The organism is Sorangium sp. So ce1153, from assembly GCF_051521595.1.
Taxonomy (GTDB): domain Bacteria; phylum Myxococcota_A; class Polyangia; order Polyangiales; family Polyangiaceae; genus Sorangium.
On sequence record NZ_CP150361.1, the window covers coordinates 9,868,867 to 9,890,993 of the forward strand.

The 22,127-nt window shown below is 72.5% G+C and carries 16 protein-coding genes; 7 read left to right on the top strand and 9 right to left on the bottom strand.

Annotated elements, in window-relative coordinates:
• Positions 1-92: 92 nt before the first annotated feature.
• Positions 93-1,118, top strand: coding sequence for an SDR family NAD(P)-dependent oxidoreductase (locus WME85_RS35565; RefSeq protein WP_437827537.1), 1,026 nt, complete (start codon positions 93-95; stop codon positions 1,116-1,118).
• Between the two features lie 170 nt (positions 1,119-1,288).
• Positions 1,289-2,731, top strand: coding sequence for a phosphoglucosamine mutase (gene glmM, locus WME85_RS35570; RefSeq protein ID WP_437303504.1), 1,443 nt, complete (start codon positions 1,289-1,291; stop codon positions 2,729-2,731).
• A gap of 426 nt (positions 2,732-3,157) precedes the next feature.
• Here glmM and WME85_RS35575 read toward each other — a convergent pair whose 3' ends face one another.
• Together WME85_RS35575 and WME85_RS35580 are read right to left on the bottom strand one after the other, a co-directional pair.
• Positions 3,158-4,162, bottom strand: a complete 1,005-nt coding sequence (locus WME85_RS35575) for an ABC transporter ATP-binding protein (RefSeq protein ID WP_437827538.1) — start codon at positions 4,160-4,162, stop codon at positions 3,158-3,160.
• Entirely contained in the window at positions 4,159-5,586 is a 1,428-nt protein-coding gene (locus WME85_RS35580) for a sigma-54-dependent transcriptional regulator (protein ID WP_437303506.1), read from the bottom strand. The genes WME85_RS35575 and WME85_RS35580 overlap by 4 nt, the downstream gene beginning before the upstream one ends.
• A gap of 389 nt (positions 5,587-5,975) precedes the next feature.
• Between WME85_RS35580 and WME85_RS35585 the strand changes: the two genes are divergently transcribed.
• From WME85_RS35585 to aat, 5 genes are all read left to right on the top strand, one after another.
• Entirely contained in the window at positions 5,976-8,933 is a 2,958-nt protein-coding gene (locus WME85_RS35585; RefSeq protein WP_437827539.1) for a carboxypeptidase regulatory-like domain-containing protein, read from the top strand.
• A gap of 87 nt (positions 8,934-9,020) precedes the next feature.
• Positions 9,021-9,779: a hypothetical protein gene (locus WME85_RS35590; protein ID WP_437827540.1), complete on the top strand. Its 759-nt coding sequence runs from the start codon at positions 9,021-9,023 to the stop codon at positions 9,777-9,779.
• A 60-nt stretch (positions 9,780-9,839) separates the two neighbouring features.
• Entirely contained in the window at positions 9,840-11,210 is a 1,371-nt protein-coding gene (gene egtB, locus WME85_RS35595; RefSeq protein ID WP_437827541.1) for an ergothioneine biosynthesis protein EgtB, read from the top strand.
• 48 nt (positions 11,211-11,258) lie between these two features.
• Positions 11,259-12,260, top strand: coding sequence for a glycosyltransferase (locus WME85_RS35600; RefSeq protein WP_437827542.1), 1,002 nt, complete (start codon positions 11,259-11,261; stop codon positions 12,258-12,260).
• Positions 12,261-12,329: 69 nt separating this feature from the next.
• Positions 12,330-13,052, top strand: coding sequence for a leucyl/phenylalanyl-tRNA--protein transferase (gene aat / locus WME85_RS35605; RefSeq protein WP_437827543.1), 723 nt, complete (start codon positions 12,330-12,332; stop codon positions 13,050-13,052).
• A gap of 67 nt (positions 13,053-13,119) precedes the next feature.
• On the opposite strand, the gene rbfA is transcribed toward aat, so the two are convergent.
• The 7 genes from rbfA to WME85_RS35640 all read right to left on the bottom strand — a co-directional run bounded on the left by rbfA (position 13,120) and on the right by WME85_RS35640 (position 22,073).
• Entirely contained in the window at positions 13,120-13,494 is a 375-nt protein-coding gene (rbfA, locus tag WME85_RS35610; protein ID WP_437827544.1) for a 30S ribosome-binding factor RbfA, read from the bottom strand.
• Entirely contained in the window at positions 13,491-13,886 is a 396-nt protein-coding gene (locus WME85_RS35615; RefSeq protein WP_437827545.1) for a DUF503 domain-containing protein, read from the bottom strand. Before WME85_RS35615 ends, rbfA begins: the two co-directional genes overlap by 4 nt.
• 9 nt (positions 13,887-13,895) lie before the next feature.
• Positions 13,896-17,054, bottom strand: a complete 3,159-nt coding sequence (infB, locus tag WME85_RS35620) for a translation initiation factor IF-2 (protein WP_437827546.1) — start codon at positions 17,052-17,054, stop codon at positions 13,896-13,898.
• A gap of 15 nt (positions 17,055-17,069) precedes the next feature.
• A complete protein-coding gene (locus WME85_RS35625) occupies positions 17,070-18,221 on the bottom strand; it encodes a DUF448 domain-containing protein (RefSeq protein WP_437827547.1) in 1,152 nt (383 codons plus the stop codon).
• Positions 18,222-18,256: 35 nt separating this feature from the next.
• Entirely contained in the window at positions 18,257-19,900 is a 1,644-nt protein-coding gene (gene nusA, locus WME85_RS35630; RefSeq protein WP_437827548.1) for a transcription termination factor NusA, read from the bottom strand.
• 30 nt (positions 19,901-19,930) lie between these two features.
• Positions 19,931-20,515 (bottom strand): ribosome maturation factor RimP, encoded by a 585-nt coding sequence (gene rimP / locus WME85_RS35635; RefSeq protein WP_437827549.1) that lies wholly within the window; start codon positions 20,513-20,515, stop codon positions 19,931-19,933.
• A 373-nt stretch (positions 20,516-20,888) separates the two neighbouring features.
• Positions 20,889-22,073 carry a phosphoglycerate dehydrogenase gene (locus WME85_RS35640; protein WP_437827550.1) on the bottom strand — a complete coding sequence of 395 codons (1,185 nt, stop codon included), beginning with the start codon at positions 22,071-22,073 and terminating at the stop codon, positions 20,889-20,891.
• Positions 22,074-22,127 lie beyond the last annotated feature (54 nt).

The window sequence follows — 22,127 nt, forward strand, 5'->3', positions numbered from 1 at the left end:
AGCGGGCGCGTCGCGCTCTGCCAGCGCGCCGGTATGGCACGCGCGATGCCGGCTCCGGCGCCATGGCATTCATCAAGAAACGGCGTTCGCCGGTGCTCTTCCCAGCGGCAGCCCTCGGGGCGGCCGCGCTCGCGCGGACGGCGTTCCGCGCCCTGCGGCGGCTCGACCTGCGCGGCCGGGTCGTGATCATCACGGGCGGCTCTCGCGGCCTCGGGCTGCTCCTGGCCGAGGAGTTCGGCCGGCACGGCGCCCGGGTGGCCATCAACGGCCGCGACGCCGGGGCGCTCGACCGGGCGGAGCAGCGGCTGCGAGCGCTCGGCGTCGAGGTGCACGCGGTGGCCTGCGACCTCGGCGATCGAGCGGCGGCCGAGGCGTTCATCGACGGCACGGTGCGCGCGTTCGGCCGGATCGACGTGCTCGTCAACAACGCCGGCGTGATCCAGGTCGCGCCGATGAAGGACCTCCGCGTGGAGGAGCTCGACGAGGCGATGCGCTCGAACTACTGGAGCGCGGTCCACGCGACGCTGAGCGCGCTGCCGCACCTCGAGAAGCAGGGGCGGGCGGCGCGCGTCGTGAACATCGTGTCCATCGGCGGGCGCGTCGCCTTGCCGCACCTGCTCGGGTACAACGCGTCGAAGTTCGCGATGATGGGCTTCTCGGAGAGCCTCCAGGCCGAGCTCTCGCACGGGAGCGCGAAGGGCCCGCGGGTCACGACGGTGATCCCCGGGCCGATGCGCACGGGGTCGATCTACAACGCCGAGTTCGGCGGCAGCCAGCAGCTCGAGTTCGGCTGGTTCGGCCTGGCCTCGTCGCTCCCGATCGCGACGGTCGACGCGCGTCGCGCGGCGCGCCGGGTGGTGGTGGCGGCGCGCGAGGGGCGCGCCGAGGTGACGCTCGGGCTGTCGGCGCACCTCCTGAGCTGGGCGCACGGGATCGCGCCGCAAGCGACGGTGCGGCTGATGGGCCTGGTCAACACGCTCCTGCCGGCGCCCCGCGGCGCCGAGGGGACGACGCGGGGGCGCGATCTGCGCACGCCGACGCAGAGGTCGGTGTTGCTGCGCCTGAGCAACGAGGCGGCGCGGCGCAACAACGAGGCGCCGCCGGAAGCGGCGCGTTAGCGACCGCGCCAAAACAAGGCGCGTTAGCGACCACCCCAAACACGGCGCGGTAGCGACGCGCCAAAACAAGGCGCGATGAGGCCGCGCCGTCAACGCGGCGCGATCCCGTAGGCTGTCTTGGCAAAGGTTGCTAAGGGTGGTCTCCTCAGCCCCAACCACAGAGAGGGACCGTGCCGAAGCACACCAAGAAGGATCAGAAGGAGAGCGCTCCGTCGGCGACGGGCGAACCGCAGAAGCAGTCCGCAGGCCGCAAGCTCTTCGGCACCGACGGGGTGCGCGGCGTCGCGAACCAGCCGCCGATGACGCCGGAGATGGCGCTGCGGCTCGGGCGCGCGATCGCGTTCGTCGCGAGCCACGGGAAATCGCGGCAGGTGCGGGTGGTGATCGGGAAGGACACGCGGCTGTCCGGCTACATGCTCGAGACAGCGATCGCGTCCGGCGTGTGCGCCATGGGCGGGCGCGTGATGCTGAGCGGGCCGATCCCGACGCCGGCGGTCGCGCAGCTGACGCAGAGCATGCGCGCCGACGCCGGGGTCGTGATCAGCGCGAGCCACAATCCGTACCAGGACAACGGCATCAAGATCTTCGGGCCCGACGGCTACAAGCTCCCCGACGTGGAGGAGGAGGAGATCGAGCGGCTCATGGAGAGCCATGAGCTCGACGAGGCCCGGGTCGTGGGGGCGGCGATCGGCAGCGCGGTGAAGCTCGACGACGCGCGCGGGCGGTACGTCGTGTTCTGCAAGAGCACGTTCCCCACGGCGCTGTCGCTCGACGGCGTGAAGATCGTCGTCGACGCGGCGCACGGGGCTGCCTACCGCGTGGCGCCCGCGGTGTTCACCGAGCTCGGCGCGCACGTGACCGCGCTCGGGGTGAAGCCGAACGGCCGCAACATCAACCGCGAGACGGGCGCGATGCACCCGGAGCACATGAAGGCCGAGGTGCTGAAGCGCGGCGCGGCGATCGGCATCGCGCTCGACGGCGACGCGGACCGGGTGATCATGGTCGACGAGCGCGGCGAGGTCGTGGACGGCGACGCGATCATGGCGCTCTGCGCGCTCAGGATGCTGCGCACCGGCAAGCTGCCGCGGAACACGATCGTGACGACGGTGATGTCGAACCTCGGCCTCGAGCGCGCGCTCAAGGCGCAGAACGGGCACGTGGTGCGGACGGCGGTCGGGGACCGCTACGTCGTGGAGGCGATGCGGAACGGCGGCTACTCGTTCGGCGGCGAGCAGTCGGGGCACCTCATCTTCCTGGACCACGCGACGACGGGCGACGGCATCGTGGCGGCGCTGCAGGTGCTCGCGATCATGGTGGAGGAGGACAAGCCGCTGAGCGAGCTCGCCTCGAAGGCGATGCAGCGGGTGCCTCAGGTGCTGGAGAACGCGACGTTCGCGACGCGCCTGCCGCTCGACAGCATGCAGCGGACGCGGCTCATCGTGGATCGCATCGAGAAGACGCTCGGGGACAAGGGGCGCATCCTCGTGCGCTGGAGCGGCACGGAGCCGAAGCTGCGCGTCATGGTCGAGGGCGAGGACGCGTCGACCATCAGCGCGTACGCGCTCGAGATCATCGAGGCGGCCAAGCAGGACGTCGCGGGGGCCACGGGCTAGCGCAGGCTGCCCGGCCCGAGGGGAGGGAACTGCCCGGCCCGAGGGGAGGGAGCTCGCCGCGCGGGGTGGGGGCCCCGCCGAACTCGCCTTGACCATCACACCTCCGGCTGCGCCGGAGGCGTGATGGCCAAGGCTCAGACATCGGCCCATCCCCCACCCCGCGCGGCGAGCTCCCTCCCCTCGGGCCTACCGCTTTCCTTCAAAAATCCCGCAGACATCGGCCCATCCCCCACCCCGCGCGGCGAGCTCCCTCCCCTCGGGCCTACCGGTTCAGGAAGGTCCGAGGAGCAAGACGTCGGCCAGAGCGAGGCTCGCCTGCACAGGAGACGGGTCCAGATCGGCGTTTTCGGCGCGCAGGCGTGCTCCAGCACGCTGAGCACCGAAAACGTCGAGATGGGCCCGTATCCGAAGCGGGCGAGCCTCGCTCTAGAGCGCGCGACGCATGAAGAGGTCCTCCAGCGTCTCGCGGCGGGGCGTCACCTCGACGACCTGCGCGCCCGCCTTGAGCGCCGCGTCCAGCACCTCGCGCACGCGCGCCTCGCCCTCCACGTCGACCACCACGACGTCGCCACGGCGCGAGGTCGCGAAGCCCGTCGCGCCGAGCTGCGCGAGCAGGCCGTCGGACGCGCCCGCCAGCGTGACGTCGGTGCGCAGCACGTCGCCCCGCAAGAGCTGCCGGATCGCGCCGCTCACCACGACCTGGCCCTCGCGCAGGATCGCCACGCGATCGCACATCGCCTCGACGTCGCTCAGGATGTGCGTCGAGAAGAAGATCGTCCGGCCCTGGTCGCGCTCCGCGAAGATGAGATCGCGCACCTCCTTGCGGCCCACCGGGTCGAGGCCGCTCATCGGCTCGTCCAGGATCAGCATCTCCGGATCGGCGACCAGCGCGGCGGCCAGCCCCGTGCGCTGCAGCATCCCCTTCGAGAGCCGGCGCACCTGCCGGTCCGCCGCGTACGCGATCTTCACCTGATCGAGCACCTCCATCGTCCGCCGGCGCAGCGCCGCGCCGCCCATCCCGGACAGGCGGCCGCAGAGCTCCACGAACTCGCGCGGGGTGAGGTAGGGGTAGACGTACGGGTTCTCCGGCAAGAAGCCGATCTTCCGGCGCGCCTCGGGCGACGGGACGCGCGCGCCGAACAGGTACGCCTCGCCGCCGGTCGGGGAGATGAGGCCCGTCAGCATCTTGATCGTCGTCGTCTTGCCAGCCCCGTTCGGGCCGAGAAAGCCGAAGATCTCGCCGCGGCGCACGCCGAAGCTCACGCCCTTCACCGCCTCGACCGCCTTGCGGCGCAAGAAGCCCAGCTGGAACGTCTTCAGGAGGCCGCGGACGTCGATCAGCAGCTCGCCGTCCGGCGCCTCGCCGCCGGAACGGGCCAGCGAACCGCGCCCTCCGCGCTCCTCGACGAGCGGCTCCGCTCCGCTGCTCATGCGCCCTCCTCGCCCTCGGGGTGCTCGCCGGACGTCCCGTCGCCCGGCCGCGCCCGGCTGCGCGCGTTGGCCGCGCTGTACTCGTGCAGCTTGTACTGGATCTTGCGCGGGCTGATGCCGAGGATCGTCGCCGCCTTCGAGGTCGAGCCCTTGCACGCCTCGAGCGTACGCAGGATCGCGTAGCGCTCGAGGTCGTAGATGGTGCTCCCGGGGATGCGCGGCATCGCGTCGGCCGCCTCGGCCGGCTCGGACGACATCTGCGCCGGCAGGTGCCGGGGCTCGATGCGCGGACCGTCGCAGAGCACCGCCGCCCGCTCGATCGCGTTCTCCAGCTCGCGCACGTTGCCGGGGAACGAGTAGCTCGTCAGCGCGGAGAGCGCCTCGTCCGTGAACCCCTCGATGCGCTTGCCGTTCTCCTGCGCGTAGCGGCCGAGGAAGAACGTCGCGAGCTCGGGGATGTCGCTCCGGCGCTCGCGGAGCGGCGGGATCTCCAGGGTGACGACGTTGAGGCGGTAATAGAGGTCCTCGCGGAACAATCCGTCGGCGATGCGCTGGCGCAGGTCGCGGTTCGACGCGGCGAGGATGCGCACGTCGACCTTGAGGGTCTCGTTGCCGCCGACCCGCTCGAAGGTCCGCTCCTGCAGGAAGCGCAGGAGCTTCACCTGGGTGGCGAGCGGGATCTCGCTCACCTCGTCCAGGAACAGCGTGCCGCCGTTCGCCTGCTCGAAGCGGCCCTCGCGGCGCCCGACCGCGCCGGTGAAGGCGCCGCGCTCGTGGCCGAACAGCTCGCTCTCCAGGAGCGACTCGCTCAGCGCGGCGCAGTTCAGCCGGACGAGCGGCGCCTTCGCGCGCGGGCTGGCGCGGTGGATCATCTCGGCGATGAGCTCCTTGCCCGTGCCCGTCTCGCCCACGATCAGCACGCTCGCGCGGCTCGGCGCCACCTGCTCGACCAGCCGGACGAGCTTCACCATGCTCGGGTGGCTCGCGATCACGTGGCCGAACGCGTTGCGCTCGCGCAGCCGCTCGCGCAGCCGCGAGTTCTCCTGGAGCAGCCTCGCCCGCTCCACCGCGCGCTCGACCACGACCGCGAGCACCGAGAAGTCGAGCGGCTTGGTCAGGTAGTTGTACGCGCCCTTCTTCACCGCCTCGACCGCGCTCGAGATGGTGCCGAACGCCGTCATCACGACGAACGTCGCGTCCGGGAGGGCGAGCTGCGCCTTCTCCATCATCCGGATGCCGTCGAGCCCCGGCATCTTCAGGTCGGTCAGCACCACGTCCGGCGCGAACTCCTCGAGCTTGCCGAGCGCCTTGAACCCGTCCGCCGCGGTCTCGGTGGTGTACCCTTCCTCGCGCAGGATCTCGGAGAGCGCCGCGCGCGCGTTGGCCTCGTCGTCGACGATCAGGATGCGCCCCCGGGATGCCATGGTGGCTTTCCTAGCATGCGCGCCCGCGGAAATGGGCGGCTGCGCGGCCCCGTCGCTGCCCGGCCGGGGCCGCGCCGGGTCAGCGGTCGAGCACGATTGTGACCGGGGCGCGGTCGCGGCAGCGCGGCGCGCGGGCCGCGCGGGCCGTGCGGGCCGTGCGGGCCGTCCGACGATGACGCGCAGGGAGCTCGAGGGCGGCCGGAACGACCGCGCATCCGAGAGCGGCGAGACCGCACTTATCGAGCCGCGCGGCGCGGGTTGTCGCGAATCTGCCGCCGTCGAAAACCGCTGTTTCGTGTGCCGCCCGGAGTGGTACAACGGGCCGCGCGCGAGGTCCTACCGTCCCGATTGGCGGGCGTTTCCTTCATCGATCTCGCGGATGAGGCTCGATGCATACGCTTCTGAAGGTGTTCGCCGACAGGCCCCGGCGCGCTGCGCTCACGGCGCTGCCGCTCGTCGGCTGTCTCACGCTCGCGGGCGCCGCCGAGGCGCAGCAGCCGCAGCCGCCCTTCGGACCGCAGCCGCCTCCGGGCCAGCCGGCGCAGCCGCAGCCGCCCTTCGGGCCCGAGCCTCCTCCCGCTCAGCCGGGCCCCTTCGGGCCGCAGCCGGGCTTTTCTCCGGGCGGCGCGCCGCCCCAGTTCGGGCCGCAGCCGGGCTTTTCTCCGGGTGGCGCGCCGCCGCCCCAGTTCGGGCCGCAGCCGGGCTTTTCTCCGGGCGGCGCGCCGCCGCCCCAGTTCGGGCCGCAGCCGGGCTTTTCTCCGGGCGGCGCGCCGCCTCCTCAGTCCGGGCAGCCGCCCGCGCCAGGCCAGCCGCCGCCGGACGCGAGCTTCTCGTTCGGCGCGCAGGCGTCCGCGGGCGAGCAGGGCGTCCAGGCCAGCGCGACGGCGCCCCGCTCCGCCGCGTGGGACGAGCAGGAGCGCGCGCTCTCGCTCACCGAGCAGCCGAACCTCTGGGGCTCGACCGGCCTCCTCAGGACGTCGTACGCGGGCTCGGGCGCGCCGGGCACCTTCCGCGTGTCGTTCCTGCTCGACTGGTTCTCCACGAGCGGCTTCCTCTGCGATCCGGCGGAGTCGACGCCCGCTGGCCAGCCGATCACGTGCGGCCCTGACGCGCGGGAGGACTCGGCGAGCCACGTGGGGGCGTTCTTCGCGCTGAACGCGACCCCCCTGCCCTTCCTCGAGGGCTACGCGGCGATCCGCACGTTCGCGAACGCGAACGATCAAGGTCGTCCGGGGCTGCTGCAGGTGCTCGGCGACACGACGCTCGGCGTGAAGGCGTTCACGCCCCCGAAGATCGGCAAGCCGCTCACCTTCGGCGGCGAGGCGCAGCTGCTCTTGCTGAACGGGACCGGCGACGTCGGCCTGGCCGGCGGCGGCACGAGCGCGGTCTTCCGCGGGCTCGCGTCGCTCGACCTGCGCAAGCCGGAGGGCAAGGGGTTCCCGCTGCGGGTCAACCTGAACCTCGGCTACAAGCTCGACAACTCCGGCGTCCTCGTCGAGGAGGTCGAGCAGCAGCGGGCCAGGGCGTTCACGGACGACCGCGACAGGCAGCCGATCACGCGCATCGAGCGGTTCGGGCTCGGCATCAACCGGGTCGACTTCTTCCAGACCCACCTCGGCGTGGAGATGCCGCTGCCGAAGGTGCAGCCGTACCTCGAGTACACGCTCGACATCCCGGTGAACCGGCAGGGCTACGAGTGCCACACGAGCCGCGTGTCGCGCGGCGACGTCTGCCTCGGGCTCGACGACTTCGCGTCGCCCGATCCGGCGAACCAGGGCGGCCCGGGGTACGCGGCGGCGCCCTCGCGGCTCTCGCTCGGCGTGCGGGTGACGCCGTTCGAGAAGGCGTTCCGCGGGCTCTCCGGGCACGCGGCGTTCGACCTCGGGCTGTCGGCGACCTCCGTGTTCATCGAGGAGGTCGCGCCGCAGGCGCCGTGGACGCTCTATCTCGGGATCGGGTACGCGTACGACACGAAGCAGAAGGAGCCGCCGCCCGCCCCGGCGCCGCAGATCATCAAGGAGCCGCCGCAGCTCGTGCCGGCGCCGCAGAGCTTCGCGCGCGGCTTCGTGCACGAGCAGAACAGGCCCGACGCGGCGGTGGCGGACGCCATCGTCACGGTCGAGGGCGTCCCCCAGCCGCCGTACGCGACGGGGCCCGACGGTCGCTTCCTGACGCGCCACCTCGAGCCGGGGACGTACACGTTCAATATCCGGGCGAACGGCTACAAGCCGGGCACGTGCCAGGCGACGATCCTCGCCCCCGGGGCAGCGCCTGGGCAGCCCGGCGGCTTCGGCCCGCAGCCCGGGCAGTTCGATCCCTTCGGCCCGCAGCCGGGCGCATTCGGCCCGCAGCCGGGCGGGTTCGGCCCGCAGCCGGGGCAGCCGGGCGCATTCGGCCCGCAGCCCGGCGGGTTCGGCCCGCAGCCCGGACAGCCCGGCGCCTTTGGTCCGCAACCCGGACAGCCCGGCGCCTTCGGCCCGCAGCCCGGACAGCCCGGCGCCTTTGGTCCGCAACTCGGACAGCCCGGCGCCTTCGGCCCGCAGCCGGGGCAGCCCGGCGCCTTTGGCCCGCAGCCTGGCGCCTTCGGCCCGCAGCCCGGACAGCCCGGCGCCTTCGGCCCGCAGCCGGGGCTGCCTGGCGCGGCGCCGAGCCCGGCGCAGCCGCAGGGACCCACGTTCGTGGACGTCGATTGCTCGCTCGAGGCGCTGCCGAAGACGGGGAACGTCGTCGGGACGGTGAAGGACGCGGAGAGCGGCGATGCGGTCGCTGGCGCGACGATCCGGCTGACCGACGCGACGGGCCGCGAGCAGACCGCGACGGCCGACGCGAGCGGCGCCTTCCGCTTCCCCGACCTGCCGGCCGGCGCGGTGACGCTCAAGGTCGAGGCGCAGGGCTACATGAACCACGTCAACCAGGCCGACGTCCGGACGAGCGAGGACACGCGCGCGCAGCTCACCGTGAACAAGCGGCCGAAGGTCTCGCTCGTGAAGGTGCAGGGCAACGAGATCAAGATCTCGCGGCAGATCCACTTCGAGACCGACTCGGCGAAGATCCTGGGCGACTCGAACGCGCTGATGGAGGAGATCGCGGACGTGCTCCAGCGGAATCCGAACATCCGCAAGGTCGAGATCCAGGGGCACACCGACAACACGGGCGGGCGAGAGCACAACCAGACGCTCAGCGAGGCCCGGGCGAACTCGGTGCGCGCCTGGCTGAGCAAGGCAGGCGTGGACGGCTCGCGGCTGGTCGCGAAGGGCTACGGACAGGACCGCCCGGTCGCGCCGAACGTCACGCCCGCGAACAAGGCCAAGAACAGGCGCGTGCAGTTCATCATCCTCGAGAAGTGATCCGGGCCCGCCGCAGGGCGGCCCTCGTCGCGCCCACGCCCCCGGCGTCGCTTGTCGGCGCCGGGGGGTTGCGATAGGGGCATGCGCATGATGAAGCCGGTCGTCGCGTGCGCATTCGCCGTGGTGATGGGGTGCGCGGCGCCCCCGCCAGCGCCGGACGCGCGGCCGGCTGAGAGCGCCCAGCCCCCGTCGGCCGGCGCCTCACCGGCGGCGGCAGCAGCGACAGCGACCGCAGGCGCGGCCGAGGCGGCGTCGGCGCCACCGCCGACGGACGCGGGGACGCCGGAGCTGCCGCAGGACGGAGGCGCGCGCGCGGCCACCGAGGCGGCGGCGGACGGGACGCTCCAGCCGGGATCGGCGCCCATCCACGCAGGCGACGCCGGCGACGCGGCGTCCGCCTTGTCGATGGAGAAGGTCATGCCGGCGCTCGAGAGCAAGGACCTCACCGAGCGGGCCAGCGCGCTGTTCGACGCCATCGTGAAGAACGAGCCGGCGCTGGCCGAGGCCTTCTGGTTCCCGAAGGAGCCGTTCATCCCGCTCAAGGACGTGAAGGACCCCGGCAAGTACTGGGACAACCTCCACGCCGCGTACCTCAACGACGTGAAGGCGATGCACCGGAAGCGCAAGAGCTGGGAGGGCGCGCGGTTCGTCGGCTTCCAGGTCGGCTCCAGGCCGAAGTGGGTGCCCCCGGGGGACGAGGCCAACAAAATCGGCTACTACCGCTCCCTGCACGGCAAGCTGAAGTTCGAGCTCGACGGGAAGCCGGCGAGCCTCGACGTGCACACGATCATCTCCTGGCAGGGTCGCTGGTACATCACGCACCTCGGCGACTTCAAGAAGCGCTAGGCCTCCGCATCGCTCGCCGCGGCGGCGCGCCGCGCGCGGGCAAGGAACCGAGGAAACGCGATGGAACAGGCGCGATGCGTCGCGAGCGGGCTGAGGGCGCGGTACGACGCCGTCCGGGCGTTCACGGAGTCGCTCTGCGCGCCGCTCTGCCCCGAGGACCACGTCGTCCAGTCGATGCCGGACGCGAGCCCGGTGAAGTGGCACCTCGCGCACACGAGCTGGTTCTTCGAGACGTTCGTGCTCGGCGAGCGCGCCGGGTACGCGCCCTTTCACCCGCAGTTCGGGTACCTCTTCAACTCGTATTACGTGAGCGTGGGAGAGCGGCACAGCCGCCCACGGCGAGGGGTCCTGTCGCGCCCGACGGTGGACGAGACCTACCGCTACCGGCGCCACGTGGACGAGAGGATGCGGGAGCTCCTCGACGAGCTCGCCGCGGGCCGGCACGCCGACGACCTCGCGTTCGCGATCGAGGTGGGGCTGCACCACGAGCAGCAGCACCAGGAGCTGATCCTGACCGATCTGAAGCACGCGATGGCGCAGAACCCGCTGCGCCCCGCGATCTTCGGCGGCGCGCCGCCAGGCCGGCGCGGCGGCGGCGCCGGGGCGCTCGGCCGCGTCGATTACGTCGATTACGTCGATCACGCCGAGGGCGTGCGCTGGGTCGGCCACGGCGGCGGCGCGTTCGCGTTCGACAACGAGGCGCCGCGGCACCGCGTGTTCGTGGGCGCTTTCGCGCTCGCGGAGCGGCCGGTGACGTGCGGCGAGTACCTCGCGTTCATGCAGGACGGCGGCTATTCGCGGCCGGAGCTCTGGCTCTCGAGCGGCTGGGACGCGGTCGTGGCGAACCGATGGGAGGCGCCGCTCTACTGGGAGCGCCGCGAGCGCCATGAGCGCCACGACGACACATTCCAGCTGTTCACGCTGCACGGGCTCCGTGAGCTCGACGCCGATGAGCCCGTCTGCCACGTGAGCCATTACGAGGCCGACGCTTACGCCCGGTGGGCAGGAGCGCGCCTCCCGACCGAGGCCGAGTGGGAGACGGCGGCGCAGGGCGCGCTCGCCGGCACGGAGGAGGTCCCCCGCGGCGCCGCGCCGGGCGAGGCGGGCGAGGCGTCGATCGAGGGGAACTTCGCCGAGCGCGGGCGCTACCACCCGGAGCCGGCGGGCGCGCCCTCGCGGCCGGGAGCCCCGCGGCAGCTGCTCGGCGACGTGTGGGAGTGGACGTCGAGCGCGTACGCGCCGTACCCCGGGTTCCGCTCGTGGTCCGGGGCGCTCGGCGAGTACAACGGCAAGTTCATGAGCAGCCAGCTCGTGCTCCGCGGCGGCTCCGCTGCGACCCCCGCGAGCCACATCCGCGCGACCTACAGGAACTTCTTCCCTCCGGACGCGCGCTGGCAGCTGAGCGGCATCCGGCTGGCCCGCGACCTCTGACGCGGGCTTCTCCTGGACGCTGCGCCGGCGCGCCACCATGGTCCCGGCGTGGCGCCGCTCGTCTCCGTCTTGCTCCCGTACCGGCAGGCGGAGGCGACGATCGAGGAGGCGCTGGAGAGCGTGCTCGCCGAGCGCGACGTCGACCTCGAGGTGATCGCCGTGGACGACGGCTCGACCGACGCCGGGCCGTCCACGGTCGCGCGCATCGCGCAGCGCGACCCCCGCGTCGTCCCGGTCGCGGCGGGCGGCGTGGGGATCGCCCGGGCGCTCTCCCGAGCGGCCGAGGCGGCGCGGGGCGAGCTCCTCGCGCGCATGGACGGCGACGACATCTCGATCGGCGGCCGCCTCGCGCGGCAGGCCGAGGCGCTCACGAGGGATCCGCGGCTCGGCGTCGTCGGCGCGCGCGTCGAGGCGTTCGCGGCCGGGCCGGTCGGCGAGGGCATGCTGCGCTACGTGGACTGGCTGAACTCGATCCTCACGCCCGAGGATCACGCGCGGGAGATGTTCGTGGAGTCCCCGCTGTGCCATCCGTCGGTGATGCTGCGGCGGAGCGCGCTGGAGCAGGTCGGCGGCTTCCGCGAGGCCCCGTGGGCCGAGGACTACGACCTGTGGCTGCGCCTCGACGCCGCGGGCGTGCGGATGGCGAAGCTCCCGGAGCTCGGCCTGCGGTGGCGGCACCGCGAGGGGCGCGCCACGTTCGCGGATCCGCGGTACGCGATCGAGCGCTTCCTCGAGGCGAAGGCGCACTACCTCGCGCGAAAGCTGGGACCGGCGCGCCCCGTGGCTGTTTGGGGCGCGGGCAAGACCGGCCGGCGGCTGGCGAGGGCGCTCGCCCGGAACGGCGTCCTGCCGGAGCGGTTCGTGGACATCGATCCACGCAAGATCGGCCGGACCGCGCAGGGCGCGCCGATCGTCGACCCGTCGCGGCTCGAGCGGGGCGCGCAGACGCTCGTCGTCGCCGTGGGGGCGCGGGGAGCGCGCGCGCTCATCCGCGCTCACCTCGCGGCGCGCGGCTTCGTCGAGGGCTCCGACTATGTGTGCGCCTCCTGAGCGCGCGTTCGCAAACAGCGCGGCTATTTGCAAGCGCGCACGCTGATGGGAGGATTCGATCCCCAAGCGATGCGCGTCCCGGTGCTCACGAGCAAGCTCGACTTTCCTCCGCCTGAGCGCGCGACCCCGGAGGGGATCGTCGCCGTGGGCGGCGAGGCCTCGCCGGAGCGGCTCCTGGCCGGCTACCGCCGGGGCATCTTCCCGTGGCCGCACGACGGGCTGCCGCTGCTCTGGTTCTCGCCGGATCCGCGCTTCGTCCTGCCGCCGCGCGAGGCGCACATCCCGCACTCGCTGCGCAAGCGGGTGCGCCGCGGCGAGCTCGAGGTGCGGACCGACACGGCGTTCGCGGACGTCATGCGGGCCTGCGGGGAGGCGCCGCGGCCCGGGCAGCGCGGCACGTGGATCACGGAGGAGCTCATCGCCGGATACGCCGCGCTGCACGCCGCCGGGATCGCGCACAGCATCGAGAGCTGGTCGAACGGCGAGCTTGTCGGAGGCCTCTACGGCGTGTCGCTCGGGCGCATGTTCTTCGGCGAGTCGATGTTCGCGCGCGCGCCGGACGCCTCGAAGGTCGCGTTCGCGACGCTGCTCGGGAACCTGGTCGACTGGGACTTCGCGCTGGTGGACTGCCAGGTGTACACGGACCACCTGGATCGCTTCGGCGCCGTGGAGTGGCCCCGGCGCGAGTTCCTGCGCGCCCTGAAGACGGCGCTCGACGCCCCGACGAAGATGGGCCCGTGGCGCTTCGACCTCGAGCCCGCGCAGGCGATCGAGCGGCTCATCCCGCGGTGATCGCGCCCGGGCGCGGCCAGCGCTGGTCGGCCCGCGGCGCGGCCGCGGTGCTTGCCATCCGCGAAGACTAGGAGCGCTCGCCGCCCGAGTCGTCCTTGATCTCGCGGAGCAGCTCCTCGATCCGCCGCTGGGCGTCGGGCCCCTCGTCGTAGAAGAAGCGCAGCGTCGGCACGACGCGCAGCCCCATCGTGCGGGCGACCTCCCGGCGCAGCCGGCCCGAGGCGGCCTCCAGGCCCTTCAGCAGGGCGCGGCGCGACGCTGCGTCCTCCGCCCCGAACTCGTGCCGCACGTGCACCTTCGCGCTCTGCAGGTCGTCCGTGACCTCCACGCGCGACACGAGCACGCCCGCGATGCGCGGATCGCTCATCGCCCGGAGCAGGTTGGACAGGTCCTCGCGGAGCCGTTCGGCGACCCGCGTCGCCCGCTTCACCGTGCCACTCATTCGTCGTCCTCTGCGTCCTCGAGCATGTCCGAGGGCGCTCCGAGATCTCCATCGTCACGATCGAGCGCTTGCTCGATGCCGCCCTGGACCCCTGCCCCTCCCTCACCGAACGACACGATCTCGGTCGCGCGGTCGGTGAGGACGGCGTGTGGCAGCGATCCGGCCATCGCGGCCACGTCCGCGAGGACCCTGTCGCACATGGCCGCCGAGTTCGAGACGACCGCGACGCCGAGCGTCGCCCGCCGCGGATCGTCGAGCACGCCGACCTCGGCGATCGACACGCGCATCCGGGCCTGCGCCCGCTCCTTCAAGGAGCGCACCACGCTGCGTTTGTCCTTGAGGGAGCGGGCCCCGACGATGTCGAGGCGGAGGCGGAGGACGCCGACGAACATCCAGGAGGCTCAGAGCTTCGTCTTGATCTCTTCGATCTCGAAGCTCTCGATGATGTCGCGTTCCTTGATGTCCGAGTAGCCGTCGAGCGAGATGCCGCACTCGAAGCCCTCGACCACCTCTTTTGCGTCGTCCTTGAAGCGGCGCAGCCCCGAGAGGCGCCCCGTCCAGACCACGACGTTCTCCCGGATGAGGCGCGCCTCGGCGGTGCGCTTGACCGAGCCGTTGATGACCATGGAGCCGGCGACGATGCCCGCCTTCGTGATCTTGAAGACCTGGCGGACCTCGGCGCGGCCGAGGACCTTCTCCACCTTCGTCGCGGGGAGGAGCCCCTCCATCGCGCTTCGGATGTCATCCACGGCGTTGTAGATGATGTTGTAGAGCCGGATCTCGACGCCCTCGTTCTCGGCCAGAGCGCCCGCCTTGCCGGCCGGTCGGACGTTGAAGCCGACGATGATCGCCTTCGACGCGACCGCCAGGTTGACGTCGCCCTCGGTGATGCCGCCGACCGCGCCGTTCACGATCGTGACCTTCACCTTCTCGGTCGAGAGCTTCGCCAGCGCGTGGGTGATCGCCTCGACCGAGCCCTGCACGTCGCCCTTGATGATCAGCTTGAGCTCGAGCTGGTCGGCCTCCTGCAGGTTCTTCGTGATCGACTCGAGCGAGACGCGCGAGTCCTGCGGGATCAGCGTCTTCGACGCCTTCTTCCGGCGGGTCTCGGCGATCTCCTCCGCGGTCTTCCCGTCCTTCACGGCGTGGACGGGATCGCCCGCGCTCGGCACCTCGGCGAGGCCGAGGACCTCGACGGGCGTGGCGGGGCCGGCCTCGGCGACGGAGCGCCCGAGCTCGTCGGTCATCGCCCGGACCTTGCCCCACGCGGCGCCGGCCAGGAGGATGTCGCCCGTGCGGAGCGTGCCGTCCTGGACCATGACGCGCGCGACAGGGCCGCGGCCACGATCGAGCAGGGCCTCGATGACGGTGCCGCTGGCGCGCTTCTTCGGGTTGGCGCGGAGGTCCTGGACCTCGGCGAGGAGCAGGACCGACTCGAGGAGCTGGTCGATGCCCGTCCCCTGCTTCGCCGACACGCTGGCGAACATCGTCTCGCCGCCCCACTCCTCGGGCTGGAGCCCGAGCGCGGCGAGGTCGCGCTTGATCTTGTCCACGTCGGCGCCCGGCTTGTCGATCTTGTTCACCGCGACGATGATCGGCACCTTCGCGGCTTGAGCGTGCGAGATCGCCTCCTTGGTCTGGGGCATCACGCCGTCGTCGGCCGCGACCACCAGGATCACGATGTCGGTCAGCGAGGCGCCGCGGGCGCGCATCGCCGTGAACGCCTCGTGGCCCGGCGTGTCGAGGAAGGCGATCGTTCCGCGCGGCGTCTCGACGCGGTAAGCGCCGATGTGCTGGGTGATCCCGCCCGCCTCGCCCTCGGCGACGGACGCCTTCCTGATCCGGTCGAGCAGCGACGTCTTGCCGTGGTCGACGTGGCCCATGACGGTGACGATGGGCGGACGGATCTCGACCTCCTCGTCGGTGTCGGTCCCGGCCTGCATCGCCGCGGTCAGCGTGTCCTGCTCGCTGACGGCCACGTCCTCGACGCTCCATCCGAACTCGCTCGCGAGGATCTTCGCGGTGTCGGCGTCGAGCGTGCTGTTGATGTTCACGCCCGTCATGCCCATCGACAGGAGCCGCATGAGCACGTCGGTCGCCTTCAGGCTCATCTTCGCGGCGAGCTGCTGGAGGGTGACCTGCTCCTCGATCTTGATGACCTTCTTGTGCGAGGCCATCTCCTGCGTGGAGACCTGGACCGGCTTGCGCGGGAGAGAGCCGCCTCCCGGGCGCGGCCGCCCGAACTGCCCCGGCCGCGTGTTCCGGCCGCCAGTCATGGGCCGGCCGCCCGGACCGAAGCTGGGACCGCCGGGGCGCGCCTGCTGGGCGTTGGCGCGCGGATCGTAGGTCGTGCGCCGCGCCGGCGGCGGGCCGGTGCGGGGAGCAGGCATCGTGACGCCGGGACGACCCTGCCAGACCTCGATGCCGGTCTTCGGCGGCGAGGACGGGCGGCGCGGCGCCTGACCCGCGGCGCCTGCCGCGTCGTCCGGCCTGGGCGCAGGAGCGGACGCAGGCGGCGGCGTCGGACGGGGCGGCGGGCGGGACGCGGCCGTCGCCGGCGCGCCAGGCCGCTGCGGCGGAGCGCCGGGCGCTGGCCTGGACGAGCCCTGCGCCGGAGCGGACGCAGCCGGCTGCGGACGGGCCGGAGCGGGCGCGGGTGACGCGGCGGGCGCCGGTGTCGCGCGCGTCGGCGACGGCGACGGCGCGGGCGCCTGCGCCGGAGGCTGCGCCGCGACGGGCGCGGGCGCGGGCGCGGCGGGCGCAGCAGCAGGCGCGGGTGTCGCAGGCGCAGCAGCCTGCGCCGGGGCGGGAACAGGGGCCGCAGGCGCAGGCGCAGCGGGCGCAGGCGCGGCGGTGGTCACGGGCGGCGCCGCCGCGGCGGGAGCCGCAGGCTTCGGCTCGGGCGAGGCCGCCCTCGCCTCCGCGGCTGCAGGCTCCGCGGCCGGCGCGGGCGCTGCGGGAGCGGCGGCCGCGACGGGCGGGGGCGGTGCAGCCGGCGCAGCAGCCGCGACGGGCGGCGCAGCCGCAGCAGGCGGCGCCACCGGCGCCTCCGCGGCGGGCGGCGCGGCCGGCGCAGCCGAGGCCGGAGCGGGCACGCTGGGGGCGGGGGCCGGCGCGGGCTCGCGCGGGCTCGCGGCGACCACCGGCTCGGAGACCGGCTCCGGGGGAGCTGCGACGGGAGCGGGGGGCGGCGGCGGAGCGGGGCGGCGGACCGGCGCTTCTTCCTGAGCAGCGCGCTCGGGCGGCGGAGAGGCAGAGGGGGGCGCAGCCGCGGGCCGGGAAGGCGCCGGCTCCGGAGCAGCGCGCACAGGCGCCTCCGGCTCGGGCTCAGCCCCGGGCCGCGCGCGGCGCTTGACGACCGTCGGGCGGATCCTCTCCTCCACCACCTCAGGCGACTTCTGCCGCTCGAGGTGCCGCTTAACCCGCTCGACGACGTCGGACTCGACGGCGCTCATGTGATTGCGCACGTCGCCTATACCCATGGACTGGAAGAGCGCGACCAGCGTCTTCTGGTCCATGTTCAGCTGCTTGGCGACCTCGTAGACCCGGACTTTGCTCATGCACCTCGCTCCACGTTAACCAATCCGCCTCACCCATCCGCGCGGGCGACGATTTGCGGCCACTCTGTCCACCGCCGAGGCGCGTCCAGTAGATCCGGACACCGCCCCCCTGCCCCCGACCGCGCCGCCTTCCCCGGTCCCCGGCGCAGTAGCAAGAAGCCGACCGGCCCCGCTCTCTGACACCAGCCGCTCGTCGCCGCTGGCAGGCGCGCCCTCCGAGCTGCCAGGTTGTGTCCCGGCATCCCCGAACGCCCGACGAGGGGCAGACCTGGGGTGCTCGGATTCCACCCCCGCCCTGCCCGTCCGACGGCGAGGCCCCGGGCCAGCATGGCCAGGCGCCTCCGTCCGCGGCTCGGGGCTCCCGCCCTCGTCACCCTGGTCCGGTCGGGCGGCCGCGTTGCGCGCCGGTCGTCCCCGCCGACCAGCGCTGCGCCGCCTGCCCTCCGCTGAATCTTCGCCCCGCTCGACGCGGGCGCAGGTGTCCACGACGTGAACTGCGCCGGCCACGGCGGCCGCCATCGACGCCGAGGAGATCGCGATCACGGCCACGCCGCGCTCGCGCGGGCCGCCTGCGAGCGCGCCCAGCGCCTGCTTGCTGCCCCATGCGACGGCGCGCCCCTCCGCGATCGCCCGCCGTACCTCCGGCAGGTCCGCGCCCGCCGCCGCGTCGCTCGCGACCAGCACGAGCTCGGCCTCGCCCCGCGCGCACGCCCCCGCGACCGCATCTGCGCCGATCGCCACGCGCTGCGAGCGGACGGCGGAGCGGACGAGCCCCTGGAGCCGGCGCTCCGTCGCTTCCCGGATGGCCCGCGCCAGCGAGACGCTCGTGAGCGGCTCCACGCCCGGCGCGGCCTGATCGTCGGCGCCCTCCGCGTGCTCGACCGCGCCCGCCACGATCGCGTGGACACGCCCCTTCGCGGCGCGGGCGAGGCCCCGGGAGACCGCGGCCGCCAGGCAGTCCTGCTGCGGGTGCACGTGCGCGCCCCGCCCGAACCCGCCGTCGCCCGGATCGACCGCGATCACGCCGCCGGGACCGAGGATGAGCCGGACGAGCGGACGCGCGCCGCGGGCGTCGTCGACGCCGACGCGCTCCCCGCAGCCGACGCACGTGCGCACGCGCCCCTTCTCGAAGGGCTCGCGCTCACCTGCGTCGCTCTGTCTGCTCACCGCTGATTCCATCCTCGATCCTCTCGACCTCCAGCCTACGCGTGCCTGGCCTCCGCGGCGCGACGGACATCCGCCCGCGCCGCATCGAGCACCTTCTGCTCGCTCTCCACGAACTCGCGCGCGCCCTGCTTGATCGCGCGCGCCTTCTTGATCCCGAGGCCGGTGCGGATCGCCAGCCGATCCTCGTCCTCGCGCAGCAGGTCCTCCACGCTGCGGTACCCGGCCTCCTCCAGCAGCACCACCGTCCGGTCGCCCACGCCGCGGATGAACATCAGCCGCTCGCGGTCGGTGAGCGGCTCGGTGCGCGAGCTCGCGGAGCGGATGCGCTCCTGCCGGAGCCGCTCCATCGTGGTGTCCGCCTGCGCCTTGATCCGCTCGGCGGCCTCGGCGCCGCCGAGGCCCGGGATGGCGGCGAGCTCCTCGACGGACGCCTCGCTCACCTCTTCCAGCGCGCGGAAGCCGAGCCGGTACATGGACTTCGCGATCTGCTCCGTCACGACGTCCATCTGCTGGAGGGCGGAGATCGCCTCCTCCTCCATCTGCTTGAACTTCGTCTCGCTGATGATGTCGAGCTTCCAGTTCGTCAGCTGCGCGGCGAGCCGCACGTTCTGGCCCTTGCGCCCGATCGCGAGCGAGAGCTTCTCGTCGGGGACCACGAGCTCCATGCGCCCGTCCGCCTCGTCGACGATCACCTTGTGCACCTCGGCCGGCTGGATCGCGGCGATGACGTAGCGCGCGGGGTCCCGGTCGAACGGCACGATGTCGATCTTCTCGCCGCGCAGCTCCTGGACCACCGCCTGCACGCGCGAGCCCTTCATGCCGACGCACGCGCCGACCGGATCGACGTCCGCGTCGCGGCTGGTCACGGCGATCTTCGAGCGGGCGCCCGGCTCGCGGGCGACGGACACGATCCGCACGATGCCCTCGTAGATCTCGGGGACCTCGGCCTCGAAGAGCTTCTCGACGAGGCGTGGATCGGAGCGGGAGAGGATGACCTGCGGGCCGCGCGCCTCGCGATCGATGTCCTTCACGTACGCGACGATGCGGTCCCCGGGCCGGTACGTCTCGCGCGGCGTCTGCTCGCGGAACGTGAGCACGCCCTCGGTGCGGCCGATGTCGACGATGATGTTGTTGCCCTTCTCGAACCGCCGCACGATACCGCGGATGAGCTCACCCTTGCGGTCCTTGTACTCGTTGAAGATGAGATCGCGCTCGGCGTCGCGCACGCGCTGGAGCAGGACCTGCTTCGCCGTCTGCGCGGCGATGCGCCCGAAGGTCGTGCGGCCGTGCTTCAGCTTCAGGATGTCGCCGTACTCCTTGTCCTGATCGCGCGCCTTCTCGGCGTCCTCGGGGCGCCAGAAGACCTGGAAGCCGAGCTCCTCGCCCAGGGTCGCGTCCAGCTTGAGCTTGTCCACGTCAGTGATGGAGATCTCGCGCTCCGGCTCCGTCACGGCCTCGACCACGGTCATGTACTGGAAGAGGTCGATCTGACCGGTGTCCTCGTTGAAGCGCGCCTCGAGCTCGCGGGTGGGGCCGAAGACGCTCTGCGCGGCCTTCAAGATCGCGGCTTCGATCGTCTCGACAAGGATCTTCTTGTCGATCCCCTTCTCCTTCGCGACCTGATCGAGGATGCTGCCGAGGCTCGTCTCCGAGGTCGGCATCGCTGCCATCGTTGCCATGACGTCCCTGTCTCCTGATCTTTCTTCTCTCTACTTGCGCTTCTCGGAGCCGCGCTCGCTCCGCTTCGAGGTCGACCGCGGAGCCGACTCCTTAGCGGCCTCCTTGCCCGGCCGCTGCCCTTTCTTGGGCTTGGGCTGCGACGTGAGCTCGAAGACGAGGCGCGCCTCCACGACATCCGAAAACGGGACCTCGATCCGCTTGCCGTCGACCAGGACCGCGACCTGCCCCTCCGGGGCCTCCAGGAGCTCGCCCCGGAGCAGCCGCTGGCCGTCCGGCGCGGGGCGAGACAGCTTCACCTTCGCCGTCCGGCCGAGGAACCTGGCGAACTCGGCCGTCGTACGGAGCCGCCGGTCGAGGCCTGGAGAGCTGACCTCGAGGTTGTAATGATTGGGTATGAGATCCTCGACGTCGAGGACCGATGAGACGTCGCGCGACACGTCCGCGCAGTCCTCCAGCGTGACGCCGCCGCCCGCGTCCGCCGTCCCCTCGCGCTCGATCGTGAGCCGCAGCGTCCAGCCCGCCCGCTCCGTGGTCCACTCCACATCGACGAGCGTGACCCCGTGCGAGGCGAGCACGGGCAGCACCGCGTCACGGACGCGCCCAAGCTCGAACACGGGTCTGGTCGGAGTCTCCATCGGTTGCGACATGTGAGAGACGTCACCCCTGGCGGATCCGGCACCTCTCAGCGCCACAGGCCCCGAGCGACGGTGCCCGGCGCCCCTGCGCCAAAAAAAAAGAGCCGATTCCCGAACTGGGAATCCGGCTCAGCGGATCCGCCTAGTTGTCGGCGGACAACCTAGTCGAATGCGGGCCTTCATGCAAGGGGGGATACGGGCAAACCGCCCCTGCATGGCCGGGGATCTCCCCGCCGGTTCGTCCCCGCATTCACCTGCGCCGGGCCCGCCCCGCGTTGAGCTGGGCTGGGCTGGACCGTGCTGCGCCGCGCCGCGCTGGATGCTGCGCTGCCTTGCGGCATTTACTCCAGAGTTACGCCAGATTGGGCAGCGCGACGATATCCACGTGCAGGACCTCCTCGAACGCCGCGATTTCCTTCAGGCAGGCTTCGCTCGGCCGGCCGGTGACCCGCATCTTCGTGCAGGTGGCGGTCGCCCCCTCGAAGACGGTGTTTGAGATCTCCTCGATGTTGATCCCGTGCCGTTTCATGACGCTCAAGGTGTTGGCCAGGACGCCGACCTTGTCCAGCATCCGGACGACGACCGCGTAGCGAGCGGGCGAGGTCGCGCAGATGTTGACCACGTTGGGGAGCTCCGCCTCCGTCATGAAGGAGCGGATGATCCGGGCCGTCTCGAGGGCCACGGCGCGCTGGGCCTGCTCCGTCTGCGCGCCGACGTGCGGCGTCCCGTAGACGAGCCCGCGCTCGAGGAGGTGCGACTCGAAGGGCGCCGAGCTCCTGTCGGGCTCATTGGCGAAGACGTCGAGGCCGACCCGCAGGCCTTTGCGCGGGATGAGCTCCTCGAGCGCGGCGTAGTCCATCACCTCGGGGCGCGCGGCGTTCACGACGATGGCGCCGTCGGGGAGCGCCTCGAGGACGCTCCGGCTGACGACGCCGCGCGTCTGCGGCGTCGCCGTCAGGTGAATGGTGAAGATGTCGGAGCGGGCGGCCAGGTCCTCCAGCGTCCGGGCGTAGCTGACGTCCAGCTTGGCGGCGCGGCCCGGCGTCAGCGAGCGCGACCAGGCGTGCGGCTCGAGGCCGAACGCGCGCGCGCGCAGCAGCACCTCGCGGCCGATCGCGCCGAGCCCCGCGATCCCGATCCGGCGGCCGAACAGGCCGCGGGCCACCGAGTACTTCGCCTTCTCCCAGCGGCCGGCCCGGAGCTCCGACGTCGCGTCGACGAGGCGGCGGTCGAGCGCCAGGATCAACCCCATCGCGAGCTCTGCCACCGCGGTGGCGTTCTTGCCGGGACAGTTCGCCACGTAGATGCCCCGCGCGCTCGCCGCCGCGACGTCGATCGTGCCCACGCCGACCCCGGCGCGCACGATGAGGTTGAGCTGCCGTCCAGCCTCGATCGCCTTCGCCGTGACCTCCGTGGAGCGAACGACAAGAATGCCGATTCCGTCCAGGGCCGCCGGGAGCGTGTCCTTGGTGAGCTCCGGCCGGGACTCGATCTCGATCCCGAGTACCTTGAGCTCTTCCAGAGCCGAGAGATCCATCTTATCGGCGACTAGCAGGCGCATGCGGAAGGGAACGGTAACAGAAAAGCTCAC